This window comes from Cytobacillus eiseniae (assembly GCF_017874625.1).
GTDB lineage: Bacteria > Bacillota > Bacilli > Bacillales > Cytobacillaceae > Cytobacillus > Cytobacillus eiseniae.
Genome location: NZ_JAGIKZ010000016.1, coordinates 37,940 through 54,764 on the forward strand (window position 1 = coordinate 37,940; position 16,825 = coordinate 54,764).

General features: G+C 37.3%; 17 protein-coding genes. 10 read left to right on the forward strand and 7 right to left on the reverse strand.

Features of this window, described 5'->3' with window-relative positions; translation table 11 throughout:
• Positions 1-115: 115 nt before the first annotated feature.
• Both J2Z40_RS13390 and J2Z40_RS13395 read right to left on the reverse strand, forming a co-directional pair.
• Positions 116-1,414, reverse strand: coding sequence for a sensor histidine kinase (locus J2Z40_RS13390; protein WP_066392381.1), 1,299 nt, complete (start codon positions 1,412-1,414; stop codon positions 116-118).
• Positions 1,407-2,093, reverse strand: a complete 687-nt coding sequence (locus J2Z40_RS13395; protein WP_066392384.1) for a response regulator transcription factor — start codon at positions 2,091-2,093, stop codon at positions 1,407-1,409. Before J2Z40_RS13395 ends, J2Z40_RS13390 begins: the two co-directional genes overlap by 8 nt.
• A gap of 237 nt (positions 2,094-2,330) precedes the next feature.
• Here J2Z40_RS13395 and J2Z40_RS13400 point away from each other — a divergent pair, with 237 nt between their 5' ends.
• The gene (locus J2Z40_RS13400; protein ID WP_066392385.1) at positions 2,331-4,550 is read left to right on the forward strand and encodes a carbohydrate-binding domain-containing protein; all 2,220 of its coding nucleotides are present in this window, start codon (positions 2,331-2,333) and stop codon (positions 4,548-4,550) included.
• A 524-nt stretch (positions 4,551-5,074) separates the two neighbouring features.
• Here J2Z40_RS13400 and J2Z40_RS13405 read toward each other — a convergent pair.
• Positions 5,075-5,479: a hypothetical protein gene (locus J2Z40_RS13405; protein WP_066392386.1), complete on the reverse strand. Its 405-nt coding sequence runs from the start codon at positions 5,477-5,479 to the stop codon at positions 5,075-5,077.
• Between the two features lie 977 nt (positions 5,480-6,456).
• Here J2Z40_RS13405 and J2Z40_RS13410 point away from each other — a divergent pair.
• From J2Z40_RS13410 to J2Z40_RS13420, 3 genes are read left to right on the forward strand one after another with little or no spacing between them, the layout of a single operon-like run.
• Positions 6,457-6,831: a DUF2089 domain-containing protein gene (locus tag J2Z40_RS13410; RefSeq protein WP_066392392.1), complete on the forward strand. Its 375-nt coding sequence runs from the start codon at positions 6,457-6,459 to the stop codon at positions 6,829-6,831.
• Positions 6,831-7,220: an SHOCT-like domain-containing protein gene (locus J2Z40_RS13415; protein WP_066392394.1), complete on the forward strand. Its 390-nt coding sequence runs from the start codon at positions 6,831-6,833 to the stop codon at positions 7,218-7,220. The genes J2Z40_RS13410 and J2Z40_RS13415 overlap by 1 nt, the downstream gene beginning before the upstream one ends.
• A gap of 3 nt (positions 7,221-7,223) precedes the next feature.
• Positions 7,224-7,493 (forward strand): hypothetical protein, encoded by a 270-nt coding sequence (locus J2Z40_RS13420; protein WP_066392396.1) that lies wholly within the window; start codon positions 7,224-7,226, stop codon positions 7,491-7,493.
• 175 nt (positions 7,494-7,668) lie between these two features.
• Here the strand turns inward: J2Z40_RS13420 and J2Z40_RS13425 are convergent, their stop codons facing one another.
• Entirely contained in the window at positions 7,669-8,337 is a 669-nt protein-coding gene (locus J2Z40_RS13425; protein ID WP_066392403.1) for a B3/B4 domain-containing protein, read from the reverse strand.
• A gap of 101 nt (positions 8,338-8,438) precedes the next feature.
• Between J2Z40_RS13425 and queG the strand changes: the two genes are divergently transcribed.
• Together queG and J2Z40_RS13435 are read left to right on the forward strand one after the other, a co-directional pair.
• Entirely contained in the window at positions 8,439-9,575 is a 1,137-nt protein-coding gene (queG, locus tag J2Z40_RS13430) for a tRNA epoxyqueuosine(34) reductase QueG (protein ID WP_066392406.1), read from the forward strand.
• A gap of 737 nt (positions 9,576-10,312) precedes the next feature.
• Positions 10,313-10,732, forward strand: coding sequence for a hypothetical protein (locus J2Z40_RS13435; protein WP_066392408.1), 420 nt, complete (start codon positions 10,313-10,315; stop codon positions 10,730-10,732).
• Positions 10,733-10,846: 114 nt separating this feature from the next.
• Here the strand turns inward: J2Z40_RS13435 and J2Z40_RS13440 are convergent, their stop codons facing one another.
• Together J2Z40_RS13440 and J2Z40_RS13445 are read right to left on the reverse strand one after the other, a co-directional pair.
• Positions 10,847-11,182, reverse strand: a complete 336-nt coding sequence (locus J2Z40_RS13440) for a HepT-like ribonuclease domain-containing protein (RefSeq protein ID WP_066392410.1) — start codon at positions 11,180-11,182, stop codon at positions 10,847-10,849.
• Positions 11,166-11,510, reverse strand: a complete 345-nt coding sequence (locus J2Z40_RS13445) for a nucleotidyltransferase family protein (RefSeq protein WP_425351413.1) — start codon at positions 11,508-11,510, stop codon at positions 11,166-11,168. The genes J2Z40_RS13440 and J2Z40_RS13445 overlap by 17 nt, the downstream gene beginning before the upstream one ends.
• A gap of 231 nt (positions 11,511-11,741) precedes the next feature.
• On the opposite strand from J2Z40_RS13445, the gene J2Z40_RS13450 reads away from it, so the two are divergent.
• The 4 genes from J2Z40_RS13450 (at position 11,742) to J2Z40_RS13465 (ending at position 16,348) form a co-directional block, all read left to right on the forward strand.
• Positions 11,742-12,614: an amidase domain-containing protein gene (locus tag J2Z40_RS13450; RefSeq protein ID WP_066392412.1), complete on the forward strand. Its 873-nt coding sequence runs from the start codon at positions 11,742-11,744 to the stop codon at positions 12,612-12,614.
• Positions 12,615-12,670: 56 nt separating this feature from the next.
• Positions 12,671-13,162: a tRNA (uridine(34)/cytosine(34)/5-carboxymethylaminomethyluridine(34)-2'-O)-methyltransferase TrmL gene (gene trmL / locus J2Z40_RS13455; RefSeq protein WP_066392416.1), complete on the forward strand. Its 492-nt coding sequence runs from the start codon at positions 12,671-12,673 to the stop codon at positions 13,160-13,162.
• 104 nt (positions 13,163-13,266) lie between these two features.
• A complete protein-coding gene (gene nfsA / locus J2Z40_RS13460; RefSeq protein ID WP_066392418.1) occupies positions 13,267-14,016 on the forward strand; it encodes an oxygen-insensitive NADPH nitroreductase in 750 nt (249 codons plus the stop codon).
• Between the two features lie 436 nt (positions 14,017-14,452).
• Complete coding sequence (locus tag J2Z40_RS13465) at positions 14,453-16,348, forward strand: PrkA family serine protein kinase (protein WP_066392421.1); 1,896 nt, start codon at positions 14,453-14,455, stop codon at positions 16,346-16,348.
• A gap of 105 nt (positions 16,349-16,453) precedes the next feature.
• Here J2Z40_RS13465 and J2Z40_RS13470 read toward each other — a convergent pair whose 3' ends face one another.
• On the reverse strand, positions 16,454-16,597 hold the full coding sequence (locus tag J2Z40_RS13470; RefSeq protein ID WP_157087800.1) for a hypothetical protein: 144 nt from the start codon (positions 16,595-16,597) through the stop codon (positions 16,454-16,456).
• Between the last annotated feature and the right edge of the window lie 228 nt (positions 16,598-16,825).

Consider the following 16,825-nt stretch of genomic DNA (forward strand, 5'->3'; position numbering starts at 1 on the left):
TCGTTGTGGAGGAGACCTGAAGTTTGATAGGCGATAGGCGCTGGAGCTAGACAATTCTCTGACTCGAAAGTTATACTTTTTTATTCAGTAAAAAAAGAAGATCACATGTGATCTCCTACTTTGGCAGCTTTACTTTAAAGGTTGTTCCTTTGTGTTTATTTTGAAATCCAGTAATTGTTCCATTATGTTCGGTTACAATCCACTGCGCAATGGAGAGCCCTAGTCCCATTCCACCCGTTTCTCTTGATCGTGCCTTGTCCTCTCTGTAAAAGCGATCAAAGATATATTTCATGTTTTCTTCTTTAATTCCAATTCCAGTATCGCTAACCTCGAAAACAACTTTATGATCCTCTACATATGTTTTAACCCCAATGCTATCATCATCACTCGTGTATTTTAAAGCATTATCAAGGAGAATGACGAGAAGCTGGTGGAGGCGTACTTCATCAGCTTCCATACTTACGTTACAGTTTAAATTGAGCCAAAAATGCTTATCTTGTGACTCCGCTATTTCCATATAAGGCGCGCAAACTCTTTGAATAAATTGATCAATATCTATTGTCTGTTTCGTTAGCTGTGTTTCAGCTGAGTCAGCGCGTGCTAAGGTTAGTAAATCAGAGGTGAGCTTCGATAATCGCCTTGTTTCTGATAGGCTGAGTGCAATATTCTCAAATTTATTGATAATTTTTTCTTGCGGCTCGGTTAGCAGCAGCTCTAATTTATTTTGAATAATTGTTAATGGCGTTCTGAGTTCATGTGAAGCATTTTCAACGAACTCAGCCTGCTTATTCCAGGAATGAATAATAGGCATCATCATTTTTCTTGATAAAATATAGCTTGCCGAGATAGAAAGGATGACGAAGATAATCGAACAAATGATAATCAGCCGCTCAAAATTATCAATAATCGTTTGTTCTGCCTCCGTATTAATCAGTAGCTGTGTATAAGTTCTTTCACCTTTTGTATCGGTCGTTTCAAAAAGAAGGTACCGAAAATGGTATTGGTTATGAATGGTAGTATTTGTAATCGTATCGATATTAGTTTTATCCAATGGATAATCCTGTATAAAACTTTCGTAAAAAGAAGAGCCAATCTCATTTTGATTGATAATTTTCCCCTCTTTATTCCATTTAAGTACAATGATACGAGGGTTTGGACGGTCTCTTTGTCGTTCCTCATAGGGAGGAAGACGATCCATTTTTTCATCTGGAAGTGGAGATTCGAATCCTTTTGAAGGATGTACAATCATCATTTCTTTAAATGACTTTAGCTCCTCATCTGATTTCGAATATAATGTTCTCTGCACCTGACCAATTATAATGACGCCAAAAATGGTAAAGATAACCGTAAAAGCAATGAGATTAAAAGCCATAAATTTCAATTGCTGCTTGCGAAAAATGGTCTTTTTAAACATTTCCTTCACCATTTTCAGATAGCATATAGCCAAGACCCCGGAAGGTTTTAATATATTGATCATAGCCGAATTTTTTTAAGTTTTTTCTTAATTTACTTGCGTATACTTCTACAACGGTTGTAGAGGTATCTGATTCGAATCCCCAAATTCGATCAAAGATTTGTTCTTTCGTTACGATTGAATTTTTATTGTTGATCAAGTACTCCAGCAAGTCGAATTGTTTTCCATTAAGATTCACCAGTTCCTCTCCAATCGAGGCCGTTTTATTTTTTAAGTTTAATTTTAACTCTTTAAAGGAAATCGCATTTTCTTCAAAATTCCCTCCTGCTCTTCTAATGATTGCCTCTAAACGCAGCATGAGCTCTTCGCGATGGAAGGGCTTTACGATATAGTCGTCCGCTCCTACTTTAAATCCTTGAATTTTATCATCAATCCCATCTTTGGCTGTCAGCATAATAACAGGGGTTGAAATATTCTTTTTCCTTAGCTGTTTTAAAACCTCATACCCATTCATGTTTGGTAGCATGATATCCAGAATGATACAGTCGAAAATGTTTTGCTCAGCAAGGAATAGTCCTTCTTCTCCGTCAAAAGCCTGCTCCGTTTCATATATATCACCGATTGTTTCACGTATTGTTTCTGAAAGGTATTGATCATCTTCAATAATTAATAACTTCATGATGTTCCCCTTTTCTTTTTTCTTTCTATTATTGCTTAGATTATAGGACGAATTAGATTGAATGCAAAATGTTTTTTAATTTTTATTAAAAAGGCTCTATTAAACTAGCTGTTAATTCCGCTCTAATCAATAAGTTGTAAAATCACAGCCTAAAATTGTGTTTTAAGGTTGGATTAAGGTTTGTCCGTAATAATGTGTTCAAGAAGAATGAATTTTGATATGGAATAGGAGACGACTATGAAAAAGAGATATTTAATAGCAGTGGCAACGCTTTTATCGGCAAGCTTATTATCTGGGTGCAGTAATGATGGTGATACTGCAACAGAAAATGGCAGCAATAAAGAGATTACTGATACGATTACTAAGGCAGTGACTTATAACAAAGACGATGATTACATGGATTGGAAAAATGAAAATCCCACTTACATTGAATTAAATGGAACCGAGGCCGAGTTTGATCAATCTGCTGCCATCCTCTTAAAGGATGGAACGCTTACGATAAAAACAGGTGGTGTTTATGTACTAAGCGGAAAGTGGGATGATGGCCAAATTGCCGTTGATTCCGAAGATAAAAATACAGTTCGGCTTGTATTGAATGGAGTGGAAATAAATAATACAGAAAATGCAGCAATTAATGTTATTAATGCCGAAAAAACGATTATTTCTCTTCAAGAAGATACGGTAAATAATATTTCGGATGGAAAAGAATATCGTTTTGAAGATTCATCCTCAGATGAACCAAATGCAGCTATTTTTAGCAAAGATGACCTAACAATAAATGGTTCTGGTAAGTTAGTCGTTCATGCTAATTACAATAACGGCATTGTCAGTAAGGATGATTTAAAAATAACAGGCGGAACCATTCAAATCCATTCAGTGGATGATGGAATAATGGGTAGGGATTTAGTGGCCATTAAAGCTGGAGAGATCGCGATTGAAGCTGGTGGTGATGGGATTAAGTCAACGAATGACAAAGATACGTCAAAAGGAAACATCGCCCTAGAGGGAGGTACTTATGATATCGTAGCAGGCAGTGACGGAATACAAGCTGAAGCATCTTTATGGATTGCTGATGGTTCCTTCAAAATTGTCTCTGGAGGTGGAAGTCCAGAAACGATAAGTAATCGCGAAAATTCTCCCGAACCATGGGGGGATCATGCAAATCCAGGGGCAGACCCGAATACACGCCCGAATGAAAATCCAAATCAAAATTCGAATGTAAAGACGAATCAGGAAACTACCGAAGAAACAGAATCACAGAGTGCAAAAGGGCTGAAGGCTACTGCAGAATTAGCTATAGGTGGAGGAACGTTTGCCATCGATTCATCTGATGATGCCGTTCATAGTAACAGCAATGTAACGATTGCAGGTGGTGAGCTAACAATTGCCTCGGGAGATGACGGAGTTCACGCAGATACCTCTCTCCAAATTAAAGGTGGAAAAATCAATGTGACGAAAAGCTATGAAGGGATAGAGAGTGAAAAAATAACGATTTCAGACGGTGAAATTCATGTAGTTGCCAGTGATGATGGCATCAATGTTGGTGGAGGAAATGATGGCTCTGGATTCCGTACGCCATTTAGTCCTGTGAATGATGGACAAGCAAGTTCTGAAACCGCAAATCCTGAAAACCAAATGGATGCTGAGGAAAATAGTACCCAATCAGATTCAGAAGAAAATATGCTCATTATCAATGGCGGTTATATTACAGTCGATGCAGAAGGGGACGGATTGGACGCTAATGGGTCAATTGCAATGACAGATGGGACAGTCATTGTAAATGGACCAACATCCAATGGCAATGGTCCACTAGATTATGATGGAAGCTTGGACATGAGCGGAGGTTTTCTAATTGCTGTTGGTAGCTCCGGGATGGTTCAAGCTGCATCTGATCAATCCACACAAAATTCTTTATTGATGACTTATTCTGAAACACAGAAAGCTGGTACGATCGTTCATCTTGGGGACAATGACGGAAATACAATAACAACCTTTTCACCGAAAAAAGACTATCAATCTGTCTTTATCAGTTCCCCTGAATTAACAAAGGATACATCTTATATTTTATACTCTGGCGGTTCATCAACAGAGAGTAATTCAGATGGTCTTTATAAAACTGGAAACTATCAAGGAGGAACAAAAGTGGTAGAGTTTACACTATCTGAATCTGTCACATGGCTAGATGAATCTGGTATCACAACAAGCAGAAACGCCGGTCCAGGAGGCCAGGGCGGGCCAAGCGGTCAAGGTGGTCCCGGTGAGGGCGGCCAAGGTCAACCTCGACCTGATATGGGTGGAGGCCCTGGAGACATGTTTGGAGATTTAGATGAAGAGACTAGAGAAAAGGTTCAAGGCATTATGGAACAAGAAAGAGAAGGGACAATCACCCGGGAAGAGGCTCAAGAAAAATTAGCCGAACTTGGTATGGAGTTTCCTGGAAAAGGAGAAAGACGATAGTGAGGAATAGTGGGAGGTAGAACCTGTCTTCGTGCTTGATCGTAACTACATGTTGATAATCTGAGAATACTAAAAAACAGGCAAAACAAGATGTTTTGCCTGTTTCCTTTTTAGTTTAGTAAATTATTAAATCGTAAGGTGTGTTAAAAGTAATGTTATTTCCTATTTTGAGCTTGTTGTATGCAAAATAGTCGTACTATGTGTAATTAATAGGACTTACATTCCGCTATTTGCAATAAAAGTCGTGCTTTCATGTTTTTATCGGACATACGTTCCGTTATTTAGCTAAAATGGGATTGTTTTTACCTAATTAGTAGCAAATAACGTACTCAATGTCCGGAAACTTCCCAAAATAGCCTAATTTATGAAAATAACGTACTCAATGTCCGCAAAGAAATTGAATAATACAAGTAAAAAGAAGTGGGTGATTTGCGTTTTGATTGCTATGGTTTCGAATGTCTCAGAGATATTCTTCTCAGCCTTTATTATAAAAAAATAAAAAAACTTTAACCTAGCAGTTTCAACTAAATGGCCTGTAAGGATTTCTTAGTAACTAAACCAAATAATCCAAGTATGATCTGGATTGAGCTTAATATGAAAAATTGTGCCGTCGGTAAGTACCATTCCCCCAATAAAATAAATGGGAGAAGAGCACATGAGAAAAATAAAGCGCCCATAGCAATGGTTATGATAAATATGTTGTTGTCTTTCTTTATAAACCCATAAATGGATGCAATAGCATTGCCCATTCCAAAGATGATGATTCCAAATAAAGCCAAACTTGCCCAACTATTAAATGGCATGATTCCTATCCACTCTTGTGGGAACGAGGCAAAAACGCCTTTTTCTAATAACATCGATGCACCTAAATAAAAAGCGCCTAAAGATAATAATAAATGATAAGCATTTATCATGTTTTTCAGTAACATTTTTTTTGCTCCTTTTTTATCCAATTTAACTTAAGTATATCGTTCAACATTGATTAAAATTCAATATTCCAAAAAACGTGAATACATTTTTTTCTCTAATTCGATAAGTAAAAGAGTAAACCAGCTCTCCAAGGATTGTTCCCGTTAACTAAATATGGTTCCGAAAAAAAGAATGAATGACAGAAAGACTGATAATCCTACTGTAACTATTATAGTAGTGATGCTTCTTGCCATCCCTTTCCAATTTTGAACACCAGATAGGCCTACTACTCCTAAAAGGAAAGTAATCAAAGTAAAAGAGAAGACTAGATTTAAAGGATGTACACCCAAAACAGAGTTATTAATTAGATCCGAAAAAGAAACGATAACAAATAATAAAATGCAAACAATCGAAGAGATAAATGACCCAATGTTTATCTTTTGTTTCATCTGTGAACTCCTTTTTGCCCTATGTAAGCATAAACCTCTCCCATATATTTCAATAAAATAGATGCAATATCCTTCAAAAAGATACACTTCTATTAAATAACTGGCTAAAATACATTTCTTTTAAAAAAGGCTCTTTTCTGAAAGATTGTTGTTTTTGAATTAATGTTTGACGAACTAAGTCGGTTGATTGCAGCAACATGGAGCGGAAATCAACCTTTACCAACTTTATCTTTATTAGCAACAATATTTGCGAAAACAGTCTAATAAAGGTTTTTGAGCAAGGAAAAGCAATATTACTCTAGAAACCGCCTGGGAATGTGTTTCTTCAAATTTAATTGCACGTTTAGGGGGATTGGATCTCTTGCCATTCCTTTGAACTATAATAAATTTCAGTTCCTAATAATTAAACCTATCGAAATTAAATTATTTAATATAAAAATTAATTTTTTGAATAAAATTATAAAATTTTATAAAAAGATTTAAAAATATACTTGAATATTTAAAAAACCAGTGTATGATAGGATTAAATAAAAAGAAAGGAGAACAGTATGGCGTATCCTTTACTTACTAACTGTCCAGTTTGCAGCAAAGCACTTAAAATTACGAAGCTGCAGTGTACTCATTGCCACACAACGGTAGAAAATGAATTTGAAGTTTCAAAACTGGCGGCTCTCGGCCAGGAACAGCTGCATTTCATTGAGATCTTTCTTAAATGCCGTGGAAATATCAAAGAGGTTGAGAAGGAGCTCAGCATTTCCTATCCGACTGTCAGAGGAAAGTTAGATGAAATTATCTCTAATCTCGGCTATTCCTCTCAAAAGAAACCGGAAGTGGATAAGAAAAAAATTGTATCATTATTAGAAAAAGGCGAAATTACCGCAGAGAAAGCCATTCAATTATTAAAAGAAGAGGGGGAAGGATAATGAAGGACGAAATCTCAAGAGTGTTAACGATGGTGGAGGAAGGCAAGATTGATAAGGACAAAGCAAGCGAATTAATTACAATTTTACAAGGGAAAGAACAGCCAGAACGGGTGATATTAAAAAAAGAAGTCCCCTATGGAAATAAAATGTTGAAAATCCGTGTGATCTCTGAAGAAGGCGATAATGTAAATGTGAATCTACCAATTAATTTGGTCAAGGCCGTTTTAAAAGTTGGGACAAATATTGCTGAAAAGATACCTGAGGCAGAAAAATATGTAAAAGATATAAATATTGATCTGCTCATCGAAGCAATTGAGAACGAATTGGGCGGACAGATTGTTGACATTAAATCAGCTAACGGTGATAAAGTCTTTGTGGTAATAGAGTAGATTATGTTAAAAGTTAAGGTGAAAGCAAAGGATAAAAGATTCTCTATTCCTGTTCCCTATGCGATTTTACATTTGGGCAGTTTACTTGTTACATCGAAAAGGGTGAATCGCTTAATAAATAATGCAATTAAAAAGGATGGCAGCAAATTCATCTTCCCGGAAATTGAAAGAAAAGATTTGAAGCCATTGCTGCAGGAATTATCTGAGTACAGTGGCCTGATCCTTGTTGAAACAAAATTGAAGGATGGGACCGAAGTGGAAGTGAGGCTTTAAATCAAAGTCGGATCTATGCGATTGTAAGTAAGACAAGACAGGAGGCGAATAGTCTCAGTACCAATGCTGATAATTGCACCCATTTCCCAAAAATCAGAAGCCTGATCTCCCACTAAAAAGACGGAAGGATTGGGCTTTTTTTTTACAAAGTAATGATGAAAAAAAAGATGCATTCTCAGCATCTAATTAATTCATATTTTCCTTCTCCGCCATGTACTTGGGTGTACATATTCTGTAATGATTCTAGTAATTTCTTAGCTTCATCAGGATTCATTGAAGGGCGCAAGTAAACAATTTGTAAGGCTTTTTTAGTTTCTTCTGTAACAGCTGTCTTTTTCGAATCAACGAAAGGGCTGCCAAAAGCGCCTTCCTCATCGGAACTGACAATCAAGCGATGAATGGAGTTCATTCGGCCGTTCAGTCCGAAATATTCCTCGCCTTCTTCTCCAAGACGAATGACAAGATCCCCTTTGAGCTTATCTGCGTCATAGATGCCTAATGGGATGGCATATTGCAAGGAAAAGAAATTATTTAGATCAATCGCACTATTAACAGGCTGTAAATAATTTTGCTTTTTTACCCTTCGATAGAGTGCCTCAGCTGAGTGGCGGTAACGGTTAGGATCTTTGCCACAAGCCTTGAAAAGTTGTCTCCATTCTTTAATTCCCTCTATATCTGTTACATTTTTCTCTTCCAAATCAAAAAAAATCGATTCCTGGAATAATTGCAGTCGTCCCTTCACCATTTGTGGGGATTCACCAACTTGGATATGATTATAATGAATCACACCGATTGTAAAAGCAGGGAAGAGTGCACAAAGCTCTGAAGAAAGTCGAATTTCCAACGTTTCCACCTCCAAAAATAGTTAAAAATAGTTTATCATAATAGTCGATGCTTTTACATTTCCATTCATTGATCAATATCCAAGATGAAAGGAGGATAACAATGGATGCTGCACAATTAAAACAAGAAATTATTGAATATAGCAAAACAATTGGGATTGATAAAATTGGCTTTACAACGGCAAGCACCTTCGATGAATTAAGAAATCGTCTCATTCGCCAGCAGGAGCTCAATTATCAATCTGGCTTTGAAGAAAAGGACATAGAGAAGAGGGTCAATCCTTCCTTGTTGATGGATACACCTCGATCAATTATTGCAGTCGCACTCGCTTACCCATCGAAAATGAATGAACGTGTTACAAGTAAAAAAGGGGAGCGAAGAGGCATTTTCTGCCGTGCCTCATGGGGTGAAGATTATCATCTCATTTTAAGAGATCGTCTGAAAAAGCTGGAGGCTTTTATTTTAGAAAAAGTGCCAGATGCTAGATGCAAGTCAATGGTTGATACAGGTGAGCTCTCAGACCGAGCGGTTGCTGAGCGGGCAGGCATTGGCTGGAGCGGGAAGAATTGTTCGATTATCACTCCTGAATTTGGTTCGTATGTTTATTTAGGTGAGATGATTACGTCGATTCCTTTTGAACCCGATCAGCCGATTGAAGATCAATGTGGATCATGCAATAAATGCATAGAAGCTTGTCCAACGGGCGCCCTTGTGCAAGGGGGACAAATTAATGCGCAAAAATGCATTGGTTTTCTAACCCAAACGAAAGACTTTATTGAGGAGCCATTACGTGCGAAAATCGGCAACCGGATTTATGGCTGTGACTCCTGCCAAACATCTTGTCCAGAAAATAAAGGAAAGAATTTTCATTTTCATGAAGAAATGGAGCCAGATCCTGAAATAGTGAAGCCGCTCTTGAAACCAATCCTCCAGCTAAGCAATCGAGAATTCAAGGAGAAGTTCGGGCAGCTTGCCGGATCATGGCGTGGGAAAAAACCAATTCAGCGCAATGCGATTATTGCCCTTGCCCATTTTAAAGATGAAACAGCAGTGGGCGAACTAATTGAAGTGATGACGAAAGATACTCGACCTGTGATGCGAGGAACGGCCGCATGGGCGCTTGGGAAAATTGGGGGAGAAACAGCGAAGCTTGCTTTAGAGAAGGCACTGGAAAAAGAAACAGATGAAGAGGTTTTGACTGAAATTTCTCATGGATTAAAGGAAGTCAATTTGGTGTGAATGAAAATGCAGCTATAGAAAAGCCGAATTTATAAAGTTAATATCAAGCTAAATCGTGTATTTTTATAAAATGACACGGTAAAACGACGAAATAGCAATTTATACTCAAACGCAACTGTAGCTGATAAGGCGAATGCTAAAGAGCGTTCCTGCTTATAACCTTGCTTCCATATAAATAAGATGTCTTGTCCATGATGGAGTAACTAGCAAGAATGAAATAAGCGGAGAAATTCCGGTTAAATGCAGAATGAAGCTCTTTTTAGATGAAATAAGCGGAATTTTTCCGCCTATTCAATGAAAAATCGCTCATTTTTGAATTTTTTGAACCAATAGGCGGAATTTTTCCGCTTATTGACGCCCTTTTTATAAAAAATTATGAAATAAGCGGAATTTCTCCGTCTATTTATCCCCAAACTAATAAATGCTAAATATGGGAATCAGCAACTTCCCATCTCTTCTCTAGTTATTAATGTACCACTGTTTTTACCCCACTTTAGTAGTGTGACAAATAGACCTTTCCACTGGTTAAAACCTATGCTTCATCTGTTGCAATTTATAATGGTAAACATAGTCATCCATATCTAATATATGATTACTTAAACACTTGTCTTTTTTATTTTTCTCTCCTAAACTGAACTGTTTTTCCGATATTTAACTTAACTGCTCACATCCACAGAAAACATAATTTTGGCATAAGAAAAATAATCTTCGGTAATATTACAACCGAGGTGATCCATGTGGTTCGTAAAATTTGGCTTTCAATTATTCCCATATTTCTCCTGTTTAATCTATTAATAATTAGTGCACAAAGCACGAAAGTTGAGCTTCTTGATATTGAAAAAAATAAGGTAATAAAAACATCTCCAACCAATCCTAATATCCAATCTGAAGCTGAAAAGATCATTAACGCTATTGATAATATTGTTAAAAAGTTCAACCCTATTCCAGCTAAAGGATATATGATTAAAATTCCATTGGAACCATCCATTCTAGTAGAAAACAAATGGCTGAATGCACTGATTGATGAAGCAATCATTATTATTCCAGAAGGGGAGGAACCCTATTTACTCCTCTTTGATGATGAAAATAACCCTTCTTTTTTGACTTTTAAGGGAGAAATTGTTCCATTGCTAAATGCTTTAAACTTTTCACTTTAAAAGACCATTGATTGATTTTATTTGCAAATCTAAGGGAGCGGGACTCATAAGTTGCTAACTGGTCATCCTTAAGTGAAATAAAAAAGCTGTCCTAGGACAACTTTGAGTGGATTTTTATTCATTTAAAATCTTTTGGACTTGTAGTTTTAATGGAGGAATTTTATTTTGAACAACATCCCATACAATCCGATAATTAATAGAAAAATAACCATGAATCATCATGTCTCTCGTGCCGGCCATTTTTCTCCATTCAATATGAGGGTTTTCTTCTCTAATTTTATTAGGAATGTTTTTTGAAGCTTCACCAATGACCAAAATGTTTTTTATTACAGCATCTGAAACTAAATCATTGCCAACAAAATCTTCAAATGAGAGGCCCTTCGTATATTTATCAATTTTTACGCAAGCTACATAAATATCCTCTAAAAAGACTTTAGGCTCCCTCAGCATACTTGGCACTCCTTAGGATACTCGGCTTTATAGCTGGTTTAATATCTTCAATCATCACTAAATCTATAGGCTTATGAAATAAATCTTCCAGTTCGAATTTTAGTTCTATATAGTTATCAAATGTCATTGAGTGTTCTGCAAATTCTACTAATAAGTCGATGTCACTAGACTCCTTTTGCTCCCCTCGCGTGTATGAACCAAAGAGAGCGATCCACTCAATCCCGTATTTTTCTTTCCATGTATTTAAGTTATTTGACAGTAGCTCAAGAATTTCTTTTTGCGCTAACATATGGTTCACCGCCATTTCCAAATGTTCGTTATTCTCCATTATAGCTTTCATCCATTACTTTATTCGTTATTAAACAAGAATCTCCTGTTAAATGAATAAATTTCATCTGTCCAATCCAACTATCCCAAAGGGGAGATAACAGCAAATATACTTCATTTTTCTTTCAATTGGAAATCCTCTTTTAGCCACATTTTCACATTCACTCACATTTTTTTGATGTGAAATCACTTCTCCGTTCATACGTATAAAATAGGAAAGGAGTGTCAAAACATGAGGGAGCAGCTTCAAGCGCATGTAGAAAAAAGGGTGCAGCAATATGTGTCTGTTGATCGAAGTGCAGGCTGTGAAAAAATTGAGCGAAAGAAGGAAGGGCTTTCTAAGCGCTCATGTGAGATCGTGAAAGCAAATGCTATCGGGAAGATTCGAAAAATAGGGGAAGTAAAAGATGAGCTCTGTTTTGTTCAATATGATGTCCATTTCAAATACTTAATTAAGCAGAAAGGTCTCTTTCATCTAGAAGAGGAAATCGAGTCAAGAACAGCCGAATTTTATAAAGGGGTACTTGTGGAGGACAAGGAAATTAATCCATATGAAGCATATGTAGTGGAAAATCATCCTGTACATTCAGAGGAAGACGCCGAAGAGCGGATTTCTTATCAATATAATCGATTGAAGGCTGTGCAATATGCTGAGACTTGGTGGAATAGCTATAATCCAGCCTATAAATCATTTGATGTTGATTGTACGAATTATATTTCTCAATGCTTGCATGCAGGTGGTGCGCCGATGAGAGGATATCCAAACCGTTCGAACGGCTGGTGGATGAGGAGTAATAATTGGAGCTATAGTTTTACAGTGGCTAATTCAATGAGGTGGTATTTGGCTGGATCAAAGTTGGGCTTAAGGGCAAGAGAGGTTTCTAGTCCAGAGGAATTGCTCTTAGGGGACGTCATTTGCTATGATTTTCAAGGAGATGGCAGGTTCGATCATACGACAATCGTGACAGCTAAGGATACTGATGGGATGCCTTATGTTAATGCCCATACGACAAATAGCCGAATGCGTTATTGGGCGTATGAGGATTCAACAGCCTACACACCTAATATGAAATATAAGTTTTATTCGATCGTAGATGATCAATGAATCTTGAAAAAAACGTGGTATAATAAGTGATAGCAAATGTTTAGAGGTGAAAAAACGTGGCAATACATGTAGTTTTATACCAACCAGAAATTCCAGCGAATACTGGAAATATCGCCCGTACTTGTGCGGCAACTGATACGGTATTGCATTTAATTCGTCCGCTTGGCTTTTCCACAGATGATAAAATGCTGAAGCGTGCGGGCTTGGATTATTGGCAATTTGTAAAGATTGTCTATTATGATTCGCTAGATGAATTTTTCGAGAAGAATGCGGGTGGCGAATTTTTCTTTTTAACGAAATATGGCCAAAAACCACATTCTACTTTCGACTATAGTGTGAAAGAAAAAGATTATTATTTCATTTTTGGGAGAGAGACGACGGGGCTGCCGAAGGATGTCGTTGAAATGAACAAGGATCGAGCATTACGTATTCCGATGAATGATAATGTAAGATCCTTAAACTTATCCAACACTGCAGCCATCCTTATTTATGAGGCATTGCGCCAGCAAGATTATCTCCATCTAACAGCACTAGGACCTGAACGTTGATTCAGGTCTTTTTTTCATTGTTAAACCTGAAGAATAGCGAATTCATTTCGTTTCCATTTATTTTCATGTAAAATGAAAGCATTGAAAATAAAGGATGGGATGGAATGAATGAGAGCATCAATCTATTATTGAATCATCGGTCAATCCGTCAATTCGAGGATCGGCCTTTATCAAAGGAACAAATAGAAATGATTGTTTCCTGTGCACAATCAGCTTCCACTTCAAGCTTTATTCAAGCGTATTCGATTATTGGTGTAACAGATAAGGAGAAGAAAAAGAAGTTAGCTAAAATTGCTGGGGAGCAAAGCTATGTAGCTGAAAATGGCCATTTTTTTGTATTTTGTGCAGATTTATACCGACATGAAATCATTGGGGAAATGGAAAATAAGCGTGTGATTCCGTCCATTGAGAGTACTGAAAAGTTCATGGTCACGCTTATTGATACGGCATTGGCTGCTCAAAATGCGGCAATTGCAGCCGAATCAATGGGACTAGGCATTTGTTACATTGGTGGTTTACGATATGATCTTGAAGCTGTTTGTGATCTGCTCCATATTCCTTCAAGAGTCCTCCCGCTATTTGGACTTGCTGTCGGCTACCCAGCAAAAATGACAGAAAAAAAGCCGCGACTGCCGATTAACCATATTTACCATGAAAATGAATATCGGTCGAATAGAGAAGAAAATGAACAGCAGCTTCAAGTGTATAATGAGATCATTTCTGACTATTATATCGAGCGAACACAGGGGAAGCGAAAGGATACTTGGACAAGCCAAATGGCTGGCATGCTTGAGAAGCAATCAAGAATGTATATGAACGATTTCGTCCAAAAGTCGGGGTTGAATCGAAAATAAAAAAAGCTGCTGGATTCCAGCAGCTTTTGCTATAAACTTCTTATTTCTCTACACCAGAACCGGGCTTATCTTCATAACCAGATGTTAGAATGGCTGTTAAGAATGCAACCATTACACCAAGAACAAGAATCGTCTTCATTATCTATGTATCCTCCTTTTTTTATCAAACCGGAATATAAAAAATACATGTTAATTATAGCCCATTTTATTCAAACTGTGAATGAAATGTATGGAGAATTTTTTACACTTAACAATCAAAAGTCACATCCTTGTTTATTATAGACATAACTTGGTTGAATCATCCTTTATTTCATGTAAGGAAAACGACCTAACTTAAAAAGGACAACCGAAACTAAGTCACAGTTTAGCATGTTCGTTTGCCGAGCCGCATAGAGTATATTAATCGTCTCTGATAAAGCGACAGGGGGAGGTCCAAATGGATATTCTAAAAAAAATTGAGATGCATCGCCATGAAGAGGAAAAGTTGAAATGGGAAGGTACATTTAGAGAATATTTAGAGATACTTAAAGAAAAGCCATTGGTTGCCCAGTCCGCGCATTCTCGGGTTTATAATATGATCAAAGATGCCGGTGTTGACGAAGTGAAGGGGCAGAAGCGATATCAATTTTTTAGCAATCAATTATTCGGACTTGAGGAACCGTTAGAAAGACTGGTAGAAGAATACTTTCATCCTGCTGCGAAAAGGCTGGACGTCCGCAAAAGAATCTTATTATTAATGGGCCCAGTTAGCGGAGGGAAATCCACATTAGTAACGATGTTAAAAAGAGGGCTTGAAGCCTACTCACATCATGATAATGGGGCAGTGTATGCGATTAAAGGCTGTCCGATGCATGAGGATCCACTGCATTTAATCCCACATCATCTTAGGAAGGATTTCCATGAAGAGTATGGAATTCGGATTGAAGGGAATCTCTCTCCATTAAATAGTATGCGCTTAGAGCAGGAATATGGTGGGCGGATTGAAGATGTCATAATCGAAAGAATCCTTTTTTCTGAAGATAAAAGGACGGGGATTGGTACATTCAGTCCATCTGATCCTAAATCACAAGACATTGCTGATTTAACTGGAAGCATTGACTTCTCAACAATTGCTGAATATGGCTCTGAATCAGATCCGCGGGCATACCGCTTTGATGGTGAATTAAATAAGGCGAACCGTGGAATGATGGAATTCCAGGAAATGCTGAAATGTGATGAGAAGTTCCTTTGGCACTTGCTCTCCTTGACGCAGGAAGGTAATTTCAAAGCTGGCAGGTTTGCCTTAATATCTGCCGATGAATTAATTGTCGCACATACGAACGAAACAGAATACCGTTCCTTTATTTCCAATAAGAAAAATGAAGCGCTTCATTCTCGAATCATTGTGATGCCGATTCCATATAATTTAAAGGTCACACAGGAAGAGAAAATCTATGATAAAATGATTCGCGAAAGTGATGTGTCTGATGTTCATATTGCTCCACATACGCTAAGGGTTGCGGCCATGTTCACGATCTTAACTCGTCTGAAAGAACCGAAAAAAGGCGATATTGATTTAGTGAAGAAAATGCGCCTGTATGATGGGGAAAATGTGGAAGGCTATAATCGAGCAGATGTGGAGGAATTGAAGAAAGAATATGCGGATGAAGGGATGAGTGGAATTGATCCACGTTATGTAATTAACCGAATCTCTTCTACAATTATTCGAAAAGAGATTACGTCCATCAATGCCCTTGATGTATTGCGCTCATTAAAAGAAGGCTTGGATCAGCATCCGTCAATTACTGCGGAGCTGAAGGAGCGCTATTTAAATTATATTTCACTTGCTCGTAAGGAATATGATGATATTGCGAAAAAAGAAGTACAAAAAGCATTCGTCTACTCCTATGAGGAATCGGCAAAAACATTAATGGATAATTACCTCGATAATGTGGAGGCATACTGCAATAAATCGAAGCTAAGAGATCCATTGACAGGGGAGGAAATCAATCCGGATGAAAAGCTGATGCGTTCGATTGAAGAGCAAATCGGCATTTCTGAAAATGCGAAGAAAGCATTCCGTGAAGAAATTCTTATCCGTATTTCTGCTTATGCTCGTAAAGGAAAACGATTTGACTATAATTCACATGATCGCCTTCGTGAAGCGATCCAAAAGAAATTATTTGCTGATTTAAAGGATGTAGTGAAAATTACGACATCAACAAAAACACCAGATGAGCAGCAGCTGAAGAAAGTAAATGAAGTCGTCGCTCGGTTAATTGATGAGCATGGATATAACTCGACCTCTGCAAATGAATTGCTGCGTTATGTTGGTAGTTTGTTAAATCGATAAATAGAATGAAAAGGGACTGACAAAATCTGTCAGTCCCTTTTGACTAAATGTAGTTTGGTTGTAACTAGGTGATCAACCATGTTTTTAACCTTCTATTCATTTTTGCTATTGTTCCTCGCTGTCTGCTGTTTGCAGTGCATAAACAGCATTCTCGCTGCAGCTGGAACAAATCGGTTTGTTATTAATATAAGTCATTCGTTCAAAAATAGTTAGTTCTCCACAGCGTTCGCAACAAAGTAATTCGCTCATAACATCACCCCTTTTGTATGTTTACTATACTTTATTAGGGCATGTACGAATATATGTATGAAACACTGTCAGTCCTCGTTTAAATAGTAGACTAAGTAATCTGCGCCATGTGGACTTAAGTATAAGGGAAGTAAATTTCCTTTACGCTATTATCGAAATTATTTGTAAATTATTATTTGGGTTCTGCATAGGATAGAGTAATAAACACTATATGGATAAAGTTGTCCA

What these genes read in the sequence shown, in the direction of transcription:
- J2Z40_RS13410 (WP_066392392.1), top strand. Translation starts at nt 6,457, where the DNA reads ATGGCGTATCCTTTACTTACTAACTGTCCAGTTTGCAGCAAAGCACTT.
- J2Z40_RS13465 (WP_066392421.1), top strand. Translation starts at nt 14,453, where the DNA reads ATGGATATTCTAAAAAAAATTGAGATGCATCGCCATGAAGAGGAAAAG.
- J2Z40_RS13415 (WP_066392394.1), top strand. Translation starts at nt 6,831, where the DNA reads ATGAAGGACGAAATCTCAAGAGTGTTAACGATGGTGGAGGAAGGCAAG.
- J2Z40_RS13440 (WP_066392410.1), bottom strand. Translation starts at nt 11,182, where the DNA reads ATGCTGAGGGAGCCTAAAGTCTTTTTAGAGGATATTTATGTAGCTTGC.
- J2Z40_RS13390 (WP_066392381.1), bottom strand. Translation starts at nt 1,414, where the DNA reads ATGTTTAAAAAGACCATTTTTCGCAAGCAGCAATTGAAATTTATGGCT.
- J2Z40_RS13450 (WP_066392412.1), top strand. Translation starts at nt 11,742, where the DNA reads ATGAGGGAGCAGCTTCAAGCGCATGTAGAAAAAAGGGTGCAGCAATAT.
- nfsA (WP_066392418.1), top strand. Translation starts at nt 13,267, where the DNA reads ATGAATGAGAGCATCAATCTATTATTGAATCATCGGTCAATCCGTCAA.
- J2Z40_RS13395 (WP_066392384.1), bottom strand. Translation starts at nt 2,093, where the DNA reads ATGAAGTTATTAATTATTGAAGATGATCAATACCTTTCAGAAACAATA.
- queG (WP_066392406.1), top strand. Translation starts at nt 8,439, where the DNA reads ATGGATGCTGCACAATTAAAACAAGAAATTATTGAATATAGCAAAACA.
- J2Z40_RS13405 (WP_066392386.1), bottom strand. Translation starts at nt 5,479, where the DNA reads ATGTTACTGAAAAACATGATAAATGCTTATCATTTATTATTATCTTTA.
- J2Z40_RS13400 (WP_066392385.1), top strand. Translation starts at nt 2,331, where the DNA reads ATGAAAAAGAGATATTTAATAGCAGTGGCAACGCTTTTATCGGCAAGC.
- J2Z40_RS13445 (WP_425351413.1), bottom strand. Translation starts at nt 11,510, where the DNA reads ATGGAGAATAACGAACATTTGGAAATGGCGGTGAACCATATGTTAGCG.
- J2Z40_RS13420 (WP_066392396.1), top strand. Translation starts at nt 7,224, where the DNA reads ATGTTAAAAGTTAAGGTGAAAGCAAAGGATAAAAGATTCTCTATTCCT.
- J2Z40_RS13470 (WP_157087800.1), bottom strand. Translation starts at nt 16,597, where the DNA reads ATGAGCGAATTACTTTGTTGCGAACGCTGTGGAGAACTAACTATTTTT.